The organism is Sphingomonas sp. CD22 (assembly GCF_034556155.1).
GTDB lineage: Bacteria > Pseudomonadota > Alphaproteobacteria > Sphingomonadales > Sphingomonadaceae > Sphingomonas.
The window spans coordinates 264,940-281,475 of sequence record NZ_JAYDYX010000004.1; the positions used below are offsets into that span (position 1 = coordinate 264,940).

Below are 16,536 nucleotides of genomic sequence, written 5' to 3' on the forward strand. Positions count from 1 at the left end.
CTATCCGCGCTTGACCTGTTGCCAGAGCGCTTCCTTGTCGGCGAGGCTCAGGGAGGCGAACCGATCGCCGGCGAGCGTTTCCATGTTACGGAAGCGCCGTTCGAACTTTGCGTTGCCGCGGCGCAGCGCGGCTTCCGGATCGACGCCGAGATGCCGCGCCCAATTGACCGCGGAGAAGAGCAGATCGCCGATCTCGTCCTCGATCTCATCACCGGTAGCAGCCGCAACCTCTTCGATTTCCTCGTGAAGCTTAGCGCGTGGTCCCGCGTCGTCGGGCCAGTCGAAACCGACCCGTGCGGCGCGCTTCTGAAGCTTCACCGCCCGCATCAACGCGGGCAGCCCGACGGCGACGCCGGCCAGCGCGCTGGCATCCGCCTTGCCGCTTCGCTCCGCCGCCTTGAGGTCCTCCCAACCGGGGCTCTGCGTCGCATCGCCGAAGATATGCGGATGGCGGCGCTCCATCTTGTCGCTGATCGACGCAACGACATCGGCGAGCGTGAAGGCGCCGGCTTCCTCCGCGATCTGGCTGTGGAAGACGACCTGAAGCAGCAGATCGCCGAGTTCGTCCTTGAGATCGGCTGCGTCATTGCGCGCGATCGCATCGGCGACCTCATAGGCTTCCTCGATCGTGTACGGCGCGATCGTCGCCCAGGTCTGCGCGACATCCCAGTCGCAGCCGCGGTCGGGATCACGCAGCCGTGCCATGATCGCCACCAGTCGCTCGATCATTCCACGCCCCCTCTCACCGACCACAATCAAGACTGATAATAGACATTATGTAAAATCCTGATGGTGATGTGGTTCGAGGATCAGTGTCTGCCCCTCCACCCGCCATGATTTGAGCTTGGACAGGAAGTTCATGCCGAGCACGTCGGTGTCCCCGAACGCCGGCGACACGACAACCCCGAGGTCACGCGCGGCGATGTCGCCCAGCCGCAATTCCCGCACCGAAGCGGTTTGCGCGCTGATCTGGCCGTTGGCGGTGTTGAGGATCATCGGAAACGCGCTGTTGCGGACGTCCAGCGCCGCCGCCTGCGCGGTGCGGGTCGACAAGGCGGTCACGGTCGCGCCGCTGTCGACGAGCATGCGGCGCGGTACGCCGTCGAGCGTCACGCGCGCCCAGAAATGCCCGTCCGCCGCCATCCGGATGCGCGTCTCGCGGCCGACGACACTCTGGTCATCGATCTTCAACAGGCTGGCGACGCGCTGCAGATAGGGATCGAACCGCTCGCGCTGGCCGACGACGACGACGAGCACGCCGATGATCACCAGCCAGCTCACCAGAGACATGACGATCCGCAGGACGGGCACGCGGCGGGCGATCAGCGCCGAAATCGGAAAGATGAGCAGCACCAGGTAAAAGAGCGCCGAGCCGCCCACATCCGTGTTCATGGCGTGAATTCTAGTCCGTCATAGCCGGGTTCGACGCCCGGCGGCAAACTCGCCACCAGCGTCGCATAATCCATACTATGGTCCATATGTATGAAGGCTGACCGGCCGGGCCGCAGCTCTTCGATCCAGTCGAGCACCGTCGGCACGTCGGGATGTGTCGGATGCGGTGCGTAGCGCAGTGCATCGACGATCCAGACGTCGAGCCCGGTATAGAGCGCGCGCATCGCCGGCGTGAGTTCGTGGAAATCCGTCGCATAGCCGACCACCGCATCGCCGGCGCGGAAACGCAGCCCGGCCGAGGTGATATGGCCGTGCGGCTGATCGACCACGTCCACGGTGATGCCGCCGATCGTCAGCCGGTCCGGCAATTCGGCGGCTTCGACCGTCGGCGGATAGCCTTGTCGGCCCGCGAAGACATAAGTGAAGCGCTCGCGCAGCGCGGTCAGCGTCCGCGGCCGGGCAAAGCCCTGCACCGGCTTGCCGAGTGCGTGGAAGATCTGGCGGACGTCGTCGATGCCGTGACAATGGTCGGCATGGTCGTGCGTCCAGATGATCGCGTCGACCGCCGCGACATCCGCGGCAAGCAATTGCTCGCGCATGTCCGGGCCGGTGTCGACGAGGATGCGCGTGCCCTCATGTTCCACCAGCAGCGATGCACGGGTACGACGGTTGCGTGGCTCGCCGGGATCGCAGGCGCCCCAGTCGTTGCCGATCCGCGGCACGCCCGACGACGTGCCGGAGCCGAGGATACGGACCTTCACCGTTGCGCTTTGTTGAACAGGGAGAAGAAGTTATCGGCCGTTCTTGCCGCCAGGTCTTCGATCGGCTCACCGCGCAGCTTGGCAAGGAATGCCGCCGTATCCGCAACGAAGGCGGGCTCTCCCTGCTTTCCCCGGTTGGGCACCGGCGCGAGGAACGGCGCATCGGTCTCGATCAGCAGCCGCTCGGCCGGCAGGCGCGCGGCGGTCTCCTGCAGATCGCGCGCATTCTTGAACGTCACGATCCCCGAGATCGAAATGTAGAAACCGAGGTCGAGCGCCGCGTCGGCGAACGCGCCGCTCGCGGTGAAGCAATGGATGACGCCAGTATAGGCCCCCTGCTCCATCTCCTCGCGCAGGATCGCCAGCGTGTCCTCCTCCGCATCGCGGGTGTGGACGATCAGCGGCAGGCCGGTATCGCGACAGGCAGCGATATGCGTCCGGAAGCTCGCCTGCTGCCGCACCCGATCGGAATGCTCGTAATGATAATCGAGCCCTGATTCGCCGATCGCGGCGACGCGCGGATGCGCGGCGCGGTCGATCAATGTCGCGCGACCGACGTCGGGATAGGCGTCGGCCTCGTTGGGGTGGATGCCGATCGCCGCCCAGACATCGGGCTCGCGCTCGGCGGTGGCGACCACCGCATCCCATTCGGTCTCGCGCGTCGAGATGTTGAGCATCGCGCCGACGCCCCGCGCCCGCGCCCGGGCCAGCACCTCACCCTGCTGCTCGAACACCCCCTTGTAGTTGAGGTGGCAATGGCTGTCGGCGAACATCATTCGGCCACCGGCAGTTCGAGCCGCGGGAACACCGGCGACGGTGGCGCGATCGCGAAGCCCGACGCCGCCTGACGCGCATACCAGCCGTCATCGTCGATCGCGGCATGATCGCGTTCGGTCGCACCGATCTGATCGAGCACCTTGGCCGCCGCGCCCGGTACCACCGGCAGGATGGCGATCGCCAGCATGCGGATCGCGCGGACCAGCGTATTAAGCACCGCGTGCATCCGCTCGGGATCGGTCTTGCGCAACGCCCAGGGCGCCTGCGCGTCGATATATTGGTTGCAGGCGAAGACGCCGCGCATCCACGCCTCGATCCCCTGGCTGAGCATCAGATCGCCGAACGCCGCCTTGAGCCCCGCACAGGCGACGACGATCTCCTCGATCAGCATCGCATCGGCGGGATCGCTGCGCCCGGCATCCGGGAAAGCCCCGCCCAGATTCTTGGCGATGAACGACAACGTGCGCTGCGCGAGATTGCCGAAGCTGTTGGCGAGTTCCGCATTGACCCGCGTCACGATCGCCTCGGCGGAGTAGCTGCCGTCCTGTCCGAAGCTCACTTCGCGCAGCAGGAAATAGCGGACCGCATCGACGCCGAACGCCCCGGTCAACTCGTCGGGGCTGACGACATTGCCGACCGACTTGGACATCTTCTCGCCGCGATGGAGCACGAAGCCGTGCGCGAACACCTGCTTGGGGATCGGCAGATTCGCCGACATCAGGAACGCCGGCCAATAGACGGTGTGGAAGCGCGTGATATCCTTGCCGATCAGATGCAGATCCGCCGGCCAGAAGCGCGCCAGCGCTTCGCTATCGTCGGGATATCCCGCGCCGGTCAGGTAATTGGTCAGCGCATCGACCCAGACGTACATGACGTGGCCGGGGCTGTCCGGCACCGGCACGCCCCAGTCGAAGCTCGTCCGCGACACCGACAGATCGGACAGGCCGCCCTCGACGAACCGCAGCACTTCGTTGCGCCGGCTCTCCGGGCGGATGAAGTCGGGATTGGCGGCGTAGAAGTCGAGCAGCGGCTGCTGATAGTCGGACAGGCGGAAGAACCACGTCTCCTCCGCGGTCCATTCGACCGGCGTACCCTGCGGCGAGAGGCGTTGCCCCCCTTCCCCGTCGATCAGCTCCTTCTCGTCGTAGAAGGCTTCGTCGCGGACCGAATACCAGCCTTCGTAGCGGTCGAGGTACAGGTCGCCCTTGTCGCGCATCGCGCGCCAGATCGCCTGGCTGGCGGCGTAATGCGCCGGCTCGACGGTGCGGATGAAGCGATCGTAGGAGATGTTAAGAGTGTCGGCCATCTCGCTGAAATGCGACGACATCTCATCGGCGAACGCACGCACTTCGACGCCACGCGCGCGCGCCGTCTGCGCCATTTTGAGGCCATGTTCGTCGGTGCCGGTCTGGAACCGCACGTCGCGCCCCGCCTGTCGCTGGAACCGCGCGATCGCATCGGCGGCGATCATCTCATAGGCATGGCCGATGTGCGGACGCCCGTTGGGATAGTGGATCGCGGTCGTGATATAATAAGGATCGGCCATGCCGGCCTCCTAGTCGATCCGCCCGGCGAGGTGAAGCGGGGTCAGCGCAGCGTCGCGACGATCGCCGCCATCTCGAACACCGTCGCCTGCGCATCGAGCGACAGGCCGAGCGCCGCCCCGGCGAGATCGCGCGCCGCCGCCTGCGCATCGAGCGCGGTCTTGAGCCGCGTGCCGGAACGCGTCCGCGCCTCGCGCGCGATCATCGCCGGAACGCGATCGAGGAACGCCTCGTAGCGCGCGGCATTGCCCTTCCCCGCCAGCGCGCGGGCGAGCGCGGCCCGGCGCGCGTTCATCGGATCGCCATCCTCGGCGATGCCGGCGATCGCGCGGTCGAGCCCGTCGATGTCGAGACCCGCATAACGGATCGCCCGGCCGGGCGCCCCCTCCCCCGTCCGCACCAGCGCGGCGATCTCGTCCTCGCCCGCCTCGGGCAGCGCCTGCCGCAGCGCCTTGGCCATATCGCCATCGTCGAGCGCGCCGAAGCGCAGCACGCGGCACCGCGAACGGATCGTCGGCAGCAATCGCCCCGGCGCATGGCTGACCAGCAGGAAGATCGTCCCGGCCGGCGGCTCCTCCAGATTCTTGAGCAACGCATTGGCGCCGTTGCGCTCGAGATCGTCGACGGCATCGATGATGACGACGCGGCGCGCCCCCATCGACGGCGTCGTCGCGAACAGCGGCTGGAGGCTGCGGACCTGCGCGATCGTGATGCTGCGGGCGAGATCCTGATCGGGCTTTTCGGCGTCCTTGGGCAGCCGCCGCATCACGCGCAGATCGGGGTGCGAACCGGCATCGACCAGCGCACGGGTCGGATGCCCCTCGGGCACGACGAGCCCCGGCGCCGAGACGCCGGTCGCGCTCGCCTCGGCGAGCATCCGCAGCGCGGCAGCCTGCGCGAAGCTGGCCTTGCCGACGCCCTCCGGCCCGACCAGCAGCCAGGCATGATGCAACGCGCCGCCACGCAGCGCCGCGACGAAGGCGGCGTGCGCGTCGGCGTTGCCGAACGTCCCGGTCACGCGCGCGGCATCAGCCGAAGAGCGAGGTCAGCCCCGCCCAGGCGCGGCCGAAGAAACCCGCCTCGCCGATGTCCTTGTCGGCGACCAGCGGCAGCCGCTGCTCGGGCAGATCGGGCGATTTGACGATGAGATCGGCGATATGCTGGCCGGCCTTGATCGGCGCGCGGATCGGGCCGTCGTAGACGACCTTGGCGCTCATCTGCGGCACCGCGCCGGCGGGCACGGTGACGGTCAATTGCTTCGGCGCGACGAGGCCGACGCTGCTCGAACTGCCCATCTGCACCTCGGCGGTCGAGACCTGCTTGCCGGCCGCGACGACCGGCTTGGCCTGCCACGCGCGAAAGCCCCATTCCATGAAGCGCACCGATTCCTCGGCGCGGCCGTTCGACGAGGTCAGGCCGGCGACGACCATCACCAGCCGCCGCCCATTCTGCTCCGCCGAGCCGGTGAAGCCATAGCCCGCCTCCTCGGTGTGACCGGTCTTGAGCCCGTCGGCACCGGCGACGCGGCCCAGCAACGGATCGCGATTGGCCTGGGTGATGTCGGCGCCGGCGCCGAGCGTCTTGCCCCAGGTAAAGCTGCGCAGCGAATAGAAGCGCTTGTAGAGGTCCGGGAAATGCTGGATCGTCGCGCTGGCGAGATGCGCGAGGTCCTTGGCGGTGACATAGGTCACGCCATTGTCGGGCCAGCCGTTCGACGTGCCGAAATGGCTGTTGGTCAGGCCCAGCTTCTTCGCCTGATCGTTCATCCGGTCGGTGAAGGTCTGCTCGGTCCCCGAAATCCCCTCGGCAAGCACCACGCAGGCGTCGTTGCCCGACAGCGTCACGATGCCCTTGAGCAGATTCTCGACGCTGACCGTCTCGCCGGTCGACAGGAACATCGTCGATCCCGCCTGCGGCCCATGCCAGCGCTGCCACGTCTCGGGCCGCACCTGGAAGGTCTGGTTGAGCTTCAATTCGCCCTTTTTGATCATGTCGAAGGCGACATAGACCGTCATCATCTTCGCCATCGACGCCGGCGGCATGCGGCGATCCGCGTCGCGCTGATACAGCACCGCGCCCGACGACAGGTCTTCCATATAGGCGATCGGCGCGGTCCCCTGGAACTGGGGGGCGGCGGCGACCGACGGGACGGCGGCGGCGACGATCGCGAGGGGGGCGGCAATCAGCTTGTTCATGACGTCGATGGGGCTTTCCGGAAGATAAGCGAGAATGGCAGTGGCATAGCGACGCTGGCGCGCGCCGTCAGCCCTCAACCGCATCGGCGAGCAAGCCGACCGACAGAGCGTAGAAGTTCGAGCAATTGTAATCGAGGATCACCCGATAGTTGCCGGTGAGGAGATAGGCGGTCGCGCCGGGCCCGTCGGGTTCGATCAGCGTCGCCTGCACCCCGTCGCCCGGCCACCGCCCGCCCTGCGGCACCACGCCCAGCGCGCGCCATTCCGCCATCGTCCGCCAGCGGCTGTGCCGCTCGAACACGCGCGGGCAGCGCGGCGACATCATCCGGCTGGTGAGGCCGGCCCGGTCGAGGCTCGGCGGAACGCTGACCGCGACGCCCCAGGGCTGGCCCGGACGCCAGCCGGCATTGGCGAAATAATTGCCGATCGAGGCGAGCGTATCGGCCGGACTCGTCCAGATATCGGCGCGCCCGTCGCCATCGCCGTCGCGCGCCAGCCGCAGATAGACCGAGGGCAGGAACTGCGGATTGCCGGTCGCGCCGGCCCAGCTCCCCTTCAATTGCTCGCGCGGGATGCCGCGATCGAGGATCTTGAGCCCGGCGATGAACTCGCCCGCGAACAGGCTGCGGCGGCGCCCCTCGTAGGCGAGGCTGGCGAGGCTGCGCAGCAGATCGAAATTGCCGGTATAGGCACCATAATTGGTCTCGTGCCCCCAGATCGCGACCATGATCGATTCGGGCACACCGGTCTCGCGCTCGACACGCGCCAGCCGCGCGCGCTGCGCCTGATAGGTGGTGCGCCCGCGACCGATCCGCGCGGCATCGACATGGCTCGCCTTATAGGGCGCGAACGGCGGCGTCGCGGTGCTGCCGGGATTGCCCGGCTGCGCGCGATCGAGCTGGATCGTCCGGTCGCTGAGCGTCAGCGTCGGGAAGACGGCATCGACCGTGCGCCGCGTCACGCCCTCGGCGAGCGCCTGCTGGCGCAGCGTCTGCAGATAGGTCTGGAACCCCGCCTCGTCCTGCGCCGCCGCCGGCACGGCGGCGCTCAGCGCCAAGGTCGTTGCCATTACGCCGGTCGTCAGCGCGCGTCGCAGTCGTTGCCCCCACATGCCGGTGGTGGTGCCACAGCGAGCCGGTGACGTGAACCTCTTATCGTCGCAGGGGTTGCACGGGCAGCCGCGGTGCGACTATCCGGGGCCGGCACGGAGGGATGGCCGAGTGGTTTAAGGCAGCGGTCTTGAAAACCGCCGTAGGTGGAAGCCTACCGTGGGTTCGAATCCCACTCCCTCCGCCACTGCTGCTGCTGCTGCTGGCGCAAATCGCCACCCTCGCCATTAGATCAATGCCTCTACTGGCAGCGCATCCCGCAACGCCTCCTTGATGATGAGCGCGAGATGATCCGTCACCGGGTCCGCCTCCTTGGCAGCGCGAAGCAGGACGAGGTTCAGCGACGGCAGATCCGGCAAGCGGTGCGCGGCGGGATCGAGTACGCGAACCGAGGCGGGGCGGCCGATCGACGTGCGCAGCGCGATGCCCAATCCTGCCGCGGTCGCCGCCCACATGCCGGCGAGGCTGGGGCTGACGAAGGCGATCCGCCACGCAATGCCGTGTCGGTCCAGTTGCTCGCACGCGAGGGTGCGGAGCAGGCACGGCGCGTCTAACGTAATCAACGGAAGCGGATGATCGCGATCCGTCGGCCAGCACGCATCTTGGTGGGTGCTACCCAGCCAACACAGGGGCAAAGCTGCGATCCGCTCGCCGGATGCCGCCTGCCCGCCATCCCAGGCCAGCGCGAGATCGAGCTGGTTCGACGCGATCTTGGCGATCAATTCGCCGTTGCGTGCGATCCGGCCCTCGATCCTGACTTTCGGATGCGCACGGGCGAAGCGGCCCAAGACCTGCGGAAGCACTGCCTCGCCGAAATCCTCTTGAAGGCCGAGACGAACCCAGCCTTCCAGTTCCACGCCGCGCACCGCCCCGAGCGCCTCGTCATTGAGGTGGAGCAGTCGCCGCGCATAAGCGAGCAGGGTCTCGCCCTCGTCAGTCAGCGCGAGACCGCGCCCGACACGGCGGAGCAAGGGCACCCCCGTCTGCGCTTCCAGTTTCTTGAGATGCGCGCTCACCGCCGAGGTCGAGCGTCCGAGCCGCTCCGCCGCGCGGACGAACGATCCGGCATCCGTACCGAAGACGAACGTGCGGAGGGCGTCCATATCCAGATTGGTCAGGCGCATAGAACGATCCCGAATATCGGGAATACCGATCCCGAATTATCCGATTTTCAGGATGACGCTGACGCCGCATTCTTCATGTGTCAATCGGCTCAACGGAGCGCGTTTATGCTTCCCACTTGTTACGTCCTGCGTCCGCACGACGATGCTTTTGCTGCCACTACCGCAAGGCACGCGGCAAGATGAGCGATCCTTTTGAAATGGACGCCGCTTGTCCTTCGAACATGACCGTCCGGCGGGCCGGAAGCGGCATCGTCGCCGCGCCGACTGGCGTTTCGAGCGACACCTTCCTCGTTCAGATGATCCTGTCGAGCCGCGCCGAGGGAGAGATGACCGCGATGCGCGCGTTCCTCGGTCCAGGCGTGATCACGCATTGGCACAGTCATCCGCGAGGGCAGCTTCTATTCGTGCTAGACGGCGTCGGTATGGTTCAGCGCGCGGGCGGCGAGGTTATCGAGGTTCGCGCCGGGGACAGCATCTGGTTCGCGCCGGATGAACCGCACTGGCACGGCGCGTCTCCCGCGAGCCCGTTCGGCTATCTCAGCGTGCAGCCCGTTAAGGATGGCACCGCGGTCCGTTGGTACGGCAAAGTCGAGCAGGAGAAACGGTCGTGATCGCGATGCAATACGGTTTCGTCCTGCCTGCCGATTACGACATGGCGATCATAGACGAGAGGATTCGAACGAAAGGACCGCTGCTCGACGGCTTTCCGCACTTGCGCTTCAAGGCCTATCTCTCGGCGCGCGAACACGATGCCGGCTTCACCAGCACCGAAAATCTCTACGCGCCCTTCTATCTTTGGGATGCTCCGGAAGGCATCGACGGTTTTCTGTCCGGACCGGGCTTCGCGACGCTAACCCGAGACTTCGGTTGGCCGATGGTGCGGACGTGGATGGTCTGGCACGTGGAGATAGGCCCGGATCTCGCAAACGCGCGATACGCCAGCCGACGCATCACGCCGATCACCGCTTATTCCGATCTGGCAGCTCAACGCGACATCGCGTGTGCCGACGCTCGATCGACCGTCCAGCACGGCGCGCTCGCCACCGTCGTTGGTTTCGATCCGACTGGTTGGACGCAAGTCCGATTCTGCCTTTGGACCGCTCCTCCAGCGTCACCACGGGCGGACACGCAGGTCTATGCCGTCGGACACGTGTCGCTTCCCGCGGCGGGATGACGGCTGCGACACTTCCCCAGCCGAATGCCGGGGAAGCGTGCACCAACTAGTTCGCCGGCCCGATCAGCTTCTGCGCGAAATAGGTCATCTGTAGCGCCTGTAACCGCGCGCCCTGTTCGATGTCGGCATCGCCCGAGTGGCCGCCGGCGGTATCCTCGTAGAACAGATACGGCAGGCCATATTCCTTCAGGCGGGCGGCGAACTTGCGCGCGTGCTGCGGGCCGACGCGGTCGTCCTTGGTCGTCGTCCAGATATAGGGTTCGGGATAGGCCACGCCCTTCCGGATGTTCTGGTACGGCGAGATCGTCGCGAGGAACGCCTTCTCCTCCGGCACCGACACCGAGCCATATTCATCGACCCATGACGCACCCGCGGCGATCTGCTCGTAGCGCAGCATGTCGAGCAGCGGCACCTGGATCGTCACCGCCCTCCACAGATCGGGATGCTGGTTGAACTCGACGCCCATCAGCAGGCCGCCGTTCGATCCGCCATAGATGCCGAGCTTTTGCGGGTTGGTCAGCTTGCGCGCGAACAGGTCCTTCGCGACGCTGGCGAAATCGTCGTAGATCACCTGCCGCTTGGTCTTGCGGCCGGCGTCGTGCCATTTGGGGCCGAACTCGCCGCCGCCGCGGATGTTGGCGAGCACATAGCTGCCACCGCGTTCGAGCCACAATTTGCCGGTGATCGCCGAATAGGCCGGCAGCATCGGCAGCTCGAACCCGCCATAAGCGGTCATGATCGTCGGCGTCATGCCGTCGAGCGCGATGCCCTTCTTGTGGACGATGAAATACGGCACCTTGGTGCCGTCGGTCGAGGTCGCCTCATGCTGTTCGACGACGAGGTTGCTCGCGTCGAACTTGGCGGGCAGCGTCTTGACCGGCTTTGCCGCACTCGCCGTCGCCGCGTCGAGCGGCAGCAGCGTCGTCGGCGTCAGGAAGCCGGTGACGGTGAGATAGCCGTGATTGCTCTTGTCGTCGGCGCTGGCGACCCCGAGCGAGACATTGTCGGGCAGCGCGATCGGTTTCGCCGTCCAGCCGGCCTTGCCCGGCGTGTAAACCGACGCGCGGCCGCGGACATTGTCGTTGTAGATCAGGACGACGTGATCCCTGGTCGTCACCACCTCGTCGACCGATTGGCGCGGCGTCGGCGCGAACAGCACGACGGGACGGATCGCATTGGCCTGCACCTCGGCGAGCGGTGCAGAGGCGATCGAGCCGGCGGTCACCGCACCCCAGGGATCGCTGGTCTGGAACAGCACCTGCCCCGCGACCATGCCGACCGGGCTGGTGCGTGCGGGGATGTCGAGCTTCTTCGTGCCCGTCGGCGTCCAGACGTGCGTCTCGCCGCCGAAGAAGGTGATGCGGCGTTCGATCGCGACGAGCCGGTTGCCCTGCCCGTCGGTGATGACGCCGGCATAGGTGCCGAGCTGGTCGGTCGGCTGGCCGCGGAAGATCTCCTGCGCCGCGTCGAGCGGCTGGCCGCGCTTCACCAGCTTGACGACGAAGGGATAGCTCGACGCGGTCAGCGTCCCCTGCCCCCAGTCGCGGCTCACCAGCAACGTGTCCTTGTCGAGCCAGCTCGCGCCCTGCTTCGACTTGGGCAGCACGAAGCCGCCGGCGACGAACTGGCCGGCGGCGAGATCGAATTCGCGATAGCTGACCGCGTCCTCGCCGCCCTCGGACAGCGCGACGAGGCACAGCCGCTCCTCGGGATGCAGGCACGAGGCGCCCTTCCATACCCATTTCTTGCCCTCGGCTTTTGACAGCGCATCGAGGTCGAGGACGGTCGTCCATTGCGGCTGCGGCCGGGCATAATCCGCCTCGCTCGTCCAGCGCCAGATGCCCTGCGGATGATCGGCGTCGCGCCAGAAATTGTAGATGCGGCCATAGAGCTGGCTCGGCATCGGGATACGATCCTTGGCGGATGCGATCGCCAGCGCCTCGGCATAGAAGGTCCGGTAGCGTGGATCGTTCTGCAGGCGCGGCAGCGTCCTGGCGTTCTCCGCCTCGACCCAGGCGAGCGGCTTGGCGCCGTCCTTGTCCTCGAGCCAGATATAGGGGTCGGTTTCGGTGGTCGGCGTGCTCGTCATCGGCTTGCTTTGCGCGAGCGCGGGCGCGGCGGCAAGGATCGTGGAGGCGATCAGCAGCGTGCGAAGGATCATCGGGGCGGTTTCTCCTTGGGGTGGACCGGTCTAGCCGGGCGAAGCGTTGGCGCGCAATCCGCCGGTGATCCTGGGGCGGAGCGCTTGGGATTTCCGTGATGACCGATGGCCTGCCCCTGCCCCGCCGCTATGTCGCGATCGGCGCGATCTCCGCGGGGACCGCGCTGGTCATCATCGACGGCGGCATCGCGACGGTGGCGCTGCCGACGATCGCGCGCGACCTGCACGTCGGCAACAGCGCGGTGGTGGCGGTGGTCACCGTCTATCAGCTCATCCTCGCGATGATGATCCTGCCATTTGCCGGGCTCGGCGACAAATTCGGGCTCAAGCGCACCTATCAGTTCGGCCAGCTCGTCTTCACCGTCGCGACGCTGCTCTGCTTCTTCGCCAAGAGCCTGCCGTTCCTGCTCGTCGTCCGCGCCGCGCAGGCGCTCGGCGCGGCGGCGGCGCTCAGCGTGTCGTCGGCGCTGATCCGCTCGATCTATCCCGCCAAGCAATTGGGCCGCGGGCTCGGGATCAACTCGGTGGTGGTGTCGAGCTCGGCCGCGCTCGCGCCGACGATCGGCGGGCTGGTGCTCGGTATCGCACCATGGCCGTGGGTGTTCGCCAGCGCGGTGCCGTTCGCGCTGCTCAGCCTCGCGCTCGGCCGCGCGCTGCCCGCGCCCGAGCCGCGCGACGAAAAATTCGACGTGCTCGGCGCGGTGATGTGCGCGAGCATGATCGGCCTCGTCATCTCGGGCGCGGAGAGCGCGGTGCATGGCGACAGTCCGGTGGTATCGGCGGCGATCGTCGCGGTGGGCGCGGGCATCGGCTGGATCTTCGTGCGGCGCGAGCGCGGCGAGGCCAAGCCGATCCTGCCGATCGACCTGCTCGCGCGGCCGGTGATCGCGCTGTCGGCGATCGGCGCCTATACCGCCTTTACCGCGTCGATGACGCTGCTGCTGTCGACGCCCTTCCGGCTCCAGCACGGCTATGGCTTCAGCGCGGCGGAGGTCGGCGCGGCGATCGCGCCGTGGCCGCTGACCAACATGATCGTCGCGCCGCTCGCCGGCTGGCTGTCCGATCGGGTGCCGGCGGGAATCCTCGGCGGCATCGGCATGGCGGTGTCGATCGTGGCGCTGCTGCTGATCGCGACGCTACCGGCGGACGCCGCCTATTTCGACATCGCGTGGCGGATGGCGCTGTGCGGCTCGGGGTTCGGGCTGTTCCTGCCGCCCAATGCGCGGCTGATCATCGGCTCCGCCCCGCGCGAGCGCGCCGCCGCGGCGGGCGGCCTCGTCGGCACGGTGCGGCTGGTCGGGCAGACGACCGGCGCGACATTGGTCGCCGCCTTGCTCGCGATGAACGTCGGTGCCGGGATGGCGCCGCCGCTGGTCGCTGCGGGACTGGCGCTGGTCGCGGGGCTATGCAGCCTCGCCCGACTACGCCCGTCAATCCGCAATCCGTCGAGCGACGAGGCGGAGGACGAGCAGCCGGGAACGCAGGTGTCGCGCTAGAGATCATTCCTCCCCCGCCAGCGAGTGTCGGGTCAGAACACCGCCCGCGCGGTTTCCTCGCCCATCATCCGCTGCCGCACCAGCGGGATCGCCGGGCCGCCATAGCTCAGGAACTGGTCGTGGAACGCCTTCCACGCCTTGCGGCCGCCGCGGGTGGCGGTCCAGTCGTCACGCAGCTTGCGGATCATCAACTTGCCGAGCGTGTAGTTGAGATAGGCCGGGTCGTACGTGCCGCGCGCCGCCTGCTGGCGCGAATTGCCCTCGTCCTGATAGCATTGCTCGCGGAACATCGTGAGGCTCTGCGCCTGCGTCATCCCGCGCGCATGCATGCCGATCGCCGACAGGAAGCGGCAGTCGCGCAGCAATGCGTTGCTGATCTGGCCGATATGCGTCTCGGGATCGCCGTTATCGAGGCCCGCTTCCCACATCATCTCCTCGGCATAATGCGCCCAGCCCTCCGCGAAGGCATAGCCGACGAACACGCGGCCGAACATCGACTTGGAGCGGTTGGCGTGGAGGAACTGGAGGAAATGGCCCGGCATCACCTCGTGCACCGAGGTGAACAGCAAATCCTTCCTGCCCGGTACGAAGGCGTCGCGCGTCGTCTTGTCCCACGCCGGATCGGGCGGCGAGATATAATAGACCGACGGCACGTTCTTCTCATACGGGCCGGCGGGGTCGATATAGGCCGAGTTCTGGCGATTGTACGGCGGGCTCTCCTCCACCTTGGCTTCCTCCGTGCCGGGGATGGTGACGAGGTCCTTGGCGATGACGAAGGCGCGCAGCGTCGGGATCTGGCGGCGTGCCTCAGCAACCGGGCCATCCGCCGATTTGTTGGCGTTCATCTTGTCGATACAGGCGGGGATCGTCTGGCCCGGCGCGAATTGCTTGCACGCCGCGGTTAGCGCATCCTGGTTGCGCTTGAGATCGGCGCGGCCCGCCGCCTCCAATGTCGCGAGCGAGGTATCGACGCCCTCGGTGGCGCGCACCATCCGCTGGAAGCGATCGGCGCCGAGCGCGAAATCGCCCGTCGCGGTGCCGCGCTGCGCCGCGAGCCAGCTGCCGAGTGCGCGTACCGCCTTGCTCGCCGCCTCGGACGACGTCTTGAGTTGCGCCTGCAAATCGGGATCGCGGACGTCGGCGAACGCCTTGCGCGCGTCGCCGACGTAATAATCGGCGAAGCCGTTGAAGCCGGCGACACCGTAGTCGATGAACGAGCGCGGCATCGGTGTCTTGAGATTGGCGCGGATCGCCTGCGTCGCCGCCGGCACGCGACCGAAGAAGGCGATCAGCGCCTTGAGCCGCGTCGGCGCGTCCGCATAGGGCCGCGCGATATAGACATTGGGATCGAGCCCGCCGCCGACATAATAAGCCGGGTTGCTATGCGGCTGATCGGCGTCGTCGAGCCAGAACAGCTTACCCTCCGCCACGCGGATCAGATAGTCGCGCTCGAACCGTTCGTCGGGGCTGAGGTCGGCATTGCCGAACGCGCGCGCCCGGTCGATCGCCTGGTGGAGGAAGGCGGATTGGCGTTGCAGGCCGGCGGTGCTCCAGTCGGGCAGTCGGCCGTCGAAATCGTGACGCCCCTGATACACCGCATTGGCGGGATCGAGCTTGAACCAGCCCTCGACGAAGCCGTCGCGGAACTGGGCGAAGCCGTTGCTCTGCGCCGGACGGGCGGGCGCCCCCGCATTGTCCGCCGTGGGCGCACCGCCCGAACAGCCCGCCACGGCGAGCGCGAGCAGCGAGGCCGCCACGAAGTTACGCATAACCTGATCCCCTGATTCGTGTGTCGCCGGCGATGCTGGCACCCGGTCGGGGCAAATGCCAGTCCGGGCGCCAATCCGGGCGCCAATCCGAGCGCCAGCCGGGGCGGGACTCCGGGCGGGCGAGGAACGCGCTGTGGCGCGCCACGTTGAACGCGCTGACATCACGAGAGGACGTTTTCATGCCCTACGTCAAAACGCGCGACGGCACCGACATCTACGTCAAGGATTGGGGATCGGGCCGCCCGGTCATCCTGCTGCACGGCTGGCCGCTGTCGTCCGACAGCTGGGACCCGCAGATGATGGCACTCGCCGATGCCGGCTTCCGCGCCATCGCCTACGATCGTCGCGGCTTCGGCCGTTCGGGCCAGCCATGGAACGGCTACGATTATGACACGCTCGCCGACGATCTCGCCGACGTGATGGCCGCGACCGGCGCCGACAGCGAGGCGACGCTGGTCGGCTTCTCGATGGGCGGCGGCGAAGTCGCGCGCTACATGAGCCGCCACGGCGGCAAAGGCGTGATCGCCGCGGCGCTCGTCGCCTCGGTCGTGCCGTACATGCTGAAGACCGAGGACAATCCGCACGGTACGCCCGAGGAAAAACTCGCCGAGATCGGGGAGAACATCCAGAAGGATCGCGCCCATTTCTTCCGCGACACCTTCTTCAAGCAATTCTTCGGCGTCGGCGTGATCAACCATCCGGTCAGCGACGACGTGCTCGACTGGGCGACGACGAGCGCGATGCAGGCGGGTCTCAAGCCGACGCTCGCCTGCGCCGAGGCGTTCGGCCATACCGACTTCCGGCCCGACCTCGCGTCGTTCAACGTCCCGACGCTGATCATCCACGGTACGTCGGACCAGACGGTGCCGATCGACGCCGCCGGTCGTCCCGCCTCGCTCGGCATCGCGAACAGCCAGCTCGTCGAATATGACGGCGCGCCGCACGGACTGTTCGCCACGCACGGCGATCGCCTGACCAACGATCTGCTGACCTTTCTGGGGCGGTAACGGGCCTGTGCGGTAACGGGCTTATGC

General features: G+C 67.2%; 15 protein-coding genes and 1 tRNA gene. 5 read left to right on the top strand and 11 right to left on the bottom strand.

Annotation, left to right across the window (positions count from 1 at the left end):
* The 8 genes from mazG to SFC76_RS09955 form a co-directional block, all read right to left on the bottom strand.
* Positions 1 to 729 (bottom strand): nucleoside triphosphate pyrophosphohydrolase, encoded by a 729-nt coding sequence (gene mazG, locus SFC76_RS09920; RefSeq protein WP_322849314.1) that lies wholly within the window; start codon positions 727 to 729, stop codon positions 1 to 3.
* Positions 730 to 774: 45 nt separating this feature from the next.
* Positions 775 to 1,392 carry a retropepsin-like aspartic protease family protein gene (locus SFC76_RS09925; protein ID WP_322849315.1) on the bottom strand — a complete coding sequence of 206 codons (618 nt, stop codon included), beginning with the start codon at positions 1,390 to 1,392 and terminating at the stop codon, positions 775 to 777.
* The gene (locus SFC76_RS09930; RefSeq protein ID WP_322849316.1) at positions 1,389 to 2,153 is read right to left on the bottom strand and encodes an MBL fold metallo-hydrolase; all 765 of its coding nucleotides are present in this window, start codon (positions 2,151 to 2,153) and stop codon (positions 1,389 to 1,391) included. The genes SFC76_RS09925 and SFC76_RS09930 overlap by 4 nt, the downstream gene beginning before the upstream one ends.
* Positions 2,150 to 2,926, bottom strand: coding sequence for a TatD family hydrolase (locus tag SFC76_RS09935; protein ID WP_322849464.1), 777 nt, complete (start codon positions 2,924 to 2,926; stop codon positions 2,150 to 2,152). The genes SFC76_RS09930 and SFC76_RS09935 overlap by 4 nt, the downstream gene beginning before the upstream one ends.
* Entirely contained in the window at positions 2,926 to 4,476 is a 1,551-nt protein-coding gene (gene metG, locus SFC76_RS09940; protein ID WP_322849317.1) for a methionine--tRNA ligase, read from the bottom strand. The genes SFC76_RS09935 and metG overlap by 1 nt, the downstream gene beginning before the upstream one ends.
* Before the next feature lie 41 nt (positions 4,477 to 4,517).
* Positions 4,518 to 5,492, bottom strand: a complete 975-nt coding sequence (locus tag SFC76_RS09945) for an AAA family ATPase (RefSeq protein ID WP_322849318.1) — start codon at positions 5,490 to 5,492, stop codon at positions 4,518 to 4,520.
* 10 nt (positions 5,493 to 5,502) lie between these two features.
* The gene (locus SFC76_RS09950) at positions 5,503 to 6,669 is read right to left on the bottom strand and encodes a D-alanyl-D-alanine carboxypeptidase family protein (RefSeq protein WP_322849319.1); all 1,167 of its coding nucleotides are present in this window, start codon (positions 6,667 to 6,669) and stop codon (positions 5,503 to 5,505) included.
* Positions 6,670 to 6,736: 67 nt separating this feature from the next.
* Positions 6,737 to 7,738 (bottom strand): lytic murein transglycosylase, encoded by a 1,002-nt coding sequence (locus tag SFC76_RS09955; RefSeq protein WP_322849320.1) that lies wholly within the window; start codon positions 7,736 to 7,738, stop codon positions 6,737 to 6,739.
* A 137-nt stretch (positions 7,739 to 7,875) separates the two neighbouring features.
* Here SFC76_RS09955 and SFC76_RS09960 point away from each other — a divergent pair.
* Positions 7,876 to 7,965: transfer RNA gene (locus tag SFC76_RS09960), tRNA-Ser, on the top strand.
* A gap of 40 nt (positions 7,966 to 8,005) precedes the next feature.
* Here SFC76_RS09960 and SFC76_RS09965 read toward each other — a convergent pair.
* Positions 8,006 to 8,902 (bottom strand): LysR family transcriptional regulator, encoded by an 897-nt coding sequence (locus SFC76_RS09965; RefSeq protein WP_322849321.1) that lies wholly within the window; start codon positions 8,900 to 8,902, stop codon positions 8,006 to 8,008.
* Between the two features lie 179 nt (positions 8,903 to 9,081).
* Here SFC76_RS09965 and SFC76_RS09970 point away from each other — a divergent pair, with 179 nt between their 5' ends.
* Both SFC76_RS09970 and SFC76_RS09975 read left to right on the top strand, forming a co-directional pair.
* Positions 9,082 to 9,513 (top strand): cupin domain-containing protein, encoded by a 432-nt coding sequence (locus SFC76_RS09970; protein ID WP_322849322.1) that lies wholly within the window; start codon positions 9,082 to 9,084, stop codon positions 9,511 to 9,513.
* A gap of 5 nt (positions 9,514 to 9,518) precedes the next feature.
* The gene (locus SFC76_RS09975) at positions 9,519 to 10,076 is read left to right on the top strand and encodes a DUF4865 family protein (RefSeq protein WP_322849465.1); all 558 of its coding nucleotides are present in this window, start codon (positions 9,519 to 9,521) and stop codon (positions 10,074 to 10,076) included.
* 46 nt (positions 10,077 to 10,122) lie between these two features.
* On the opposite strand, the gene SFC76_RS09980 is transcribed toward SFC76_RS09975, so the two are convergent.
* Positions 10,123 to 12,237, bottom strand: coding sequence for a prolyl oligopeptidase family serine peptidase (locus tag SFC76_RS09980; RefSeq protein WP_322849323.1), 2,115 nt, complete (start codon positions 12,235 to 12,237; stop codon positions 10,123 to 10,125).
* A gap of 98 nt (positions 12,238 to 12,335) precedes the next feature.
* Here SFC76_RS09980 and SFC76_RS09985 point away from each other — a divergent pair, with 98 nt between their 5' ends.
* On the top strand, positions 12,336 to 13,733 hold the full coding sequence (locus SFC76_RS09985) for an MFS transporter (protein WP_322849324.1): 1,398 nt from the start codon (positions 12,336 to 12,338) through the stop codon (positions 13,731 to 13,733).
* A gap of 32 nt (positions 13,734 to 13,765) precedes the next feature.
* Here the strand turns inward: SFC76_RS09985 and SFC76_RS09990 are convergent, their stop codons facing one another.
* Positions 13,766 to 15,502, bottom strand: coding sequence for a DUF885 domain-containing protein (locus SFC76_RS09990; RefSeq protein ID WP_322849325.1), 1,737 nt, complete (start codon positions 15,500 to 15,502; stop codon positions 13,766 to 13,768).
* A gap of 179 nt (positions 15,503 to 15,681) precedes the next feature.
* Between SFC76_RS09990 and SFC76_RS09995 the strand changes: the two genes are divergently transcribed.
* Positions 15,682 to 16,509: an alpha/beta hydrolase gene (locus SFC76_RS09995; protein WP_322849326.1), complete on the top strand. Its 828-nt coding sequence runs from the start codon at positions 15,682 to 15,684 to the stop codon at positions 16,507 to 16,509.
* The last annotated feature ends 27 nt before the right edge of the window (positions 16,510 to 16,536 follow it).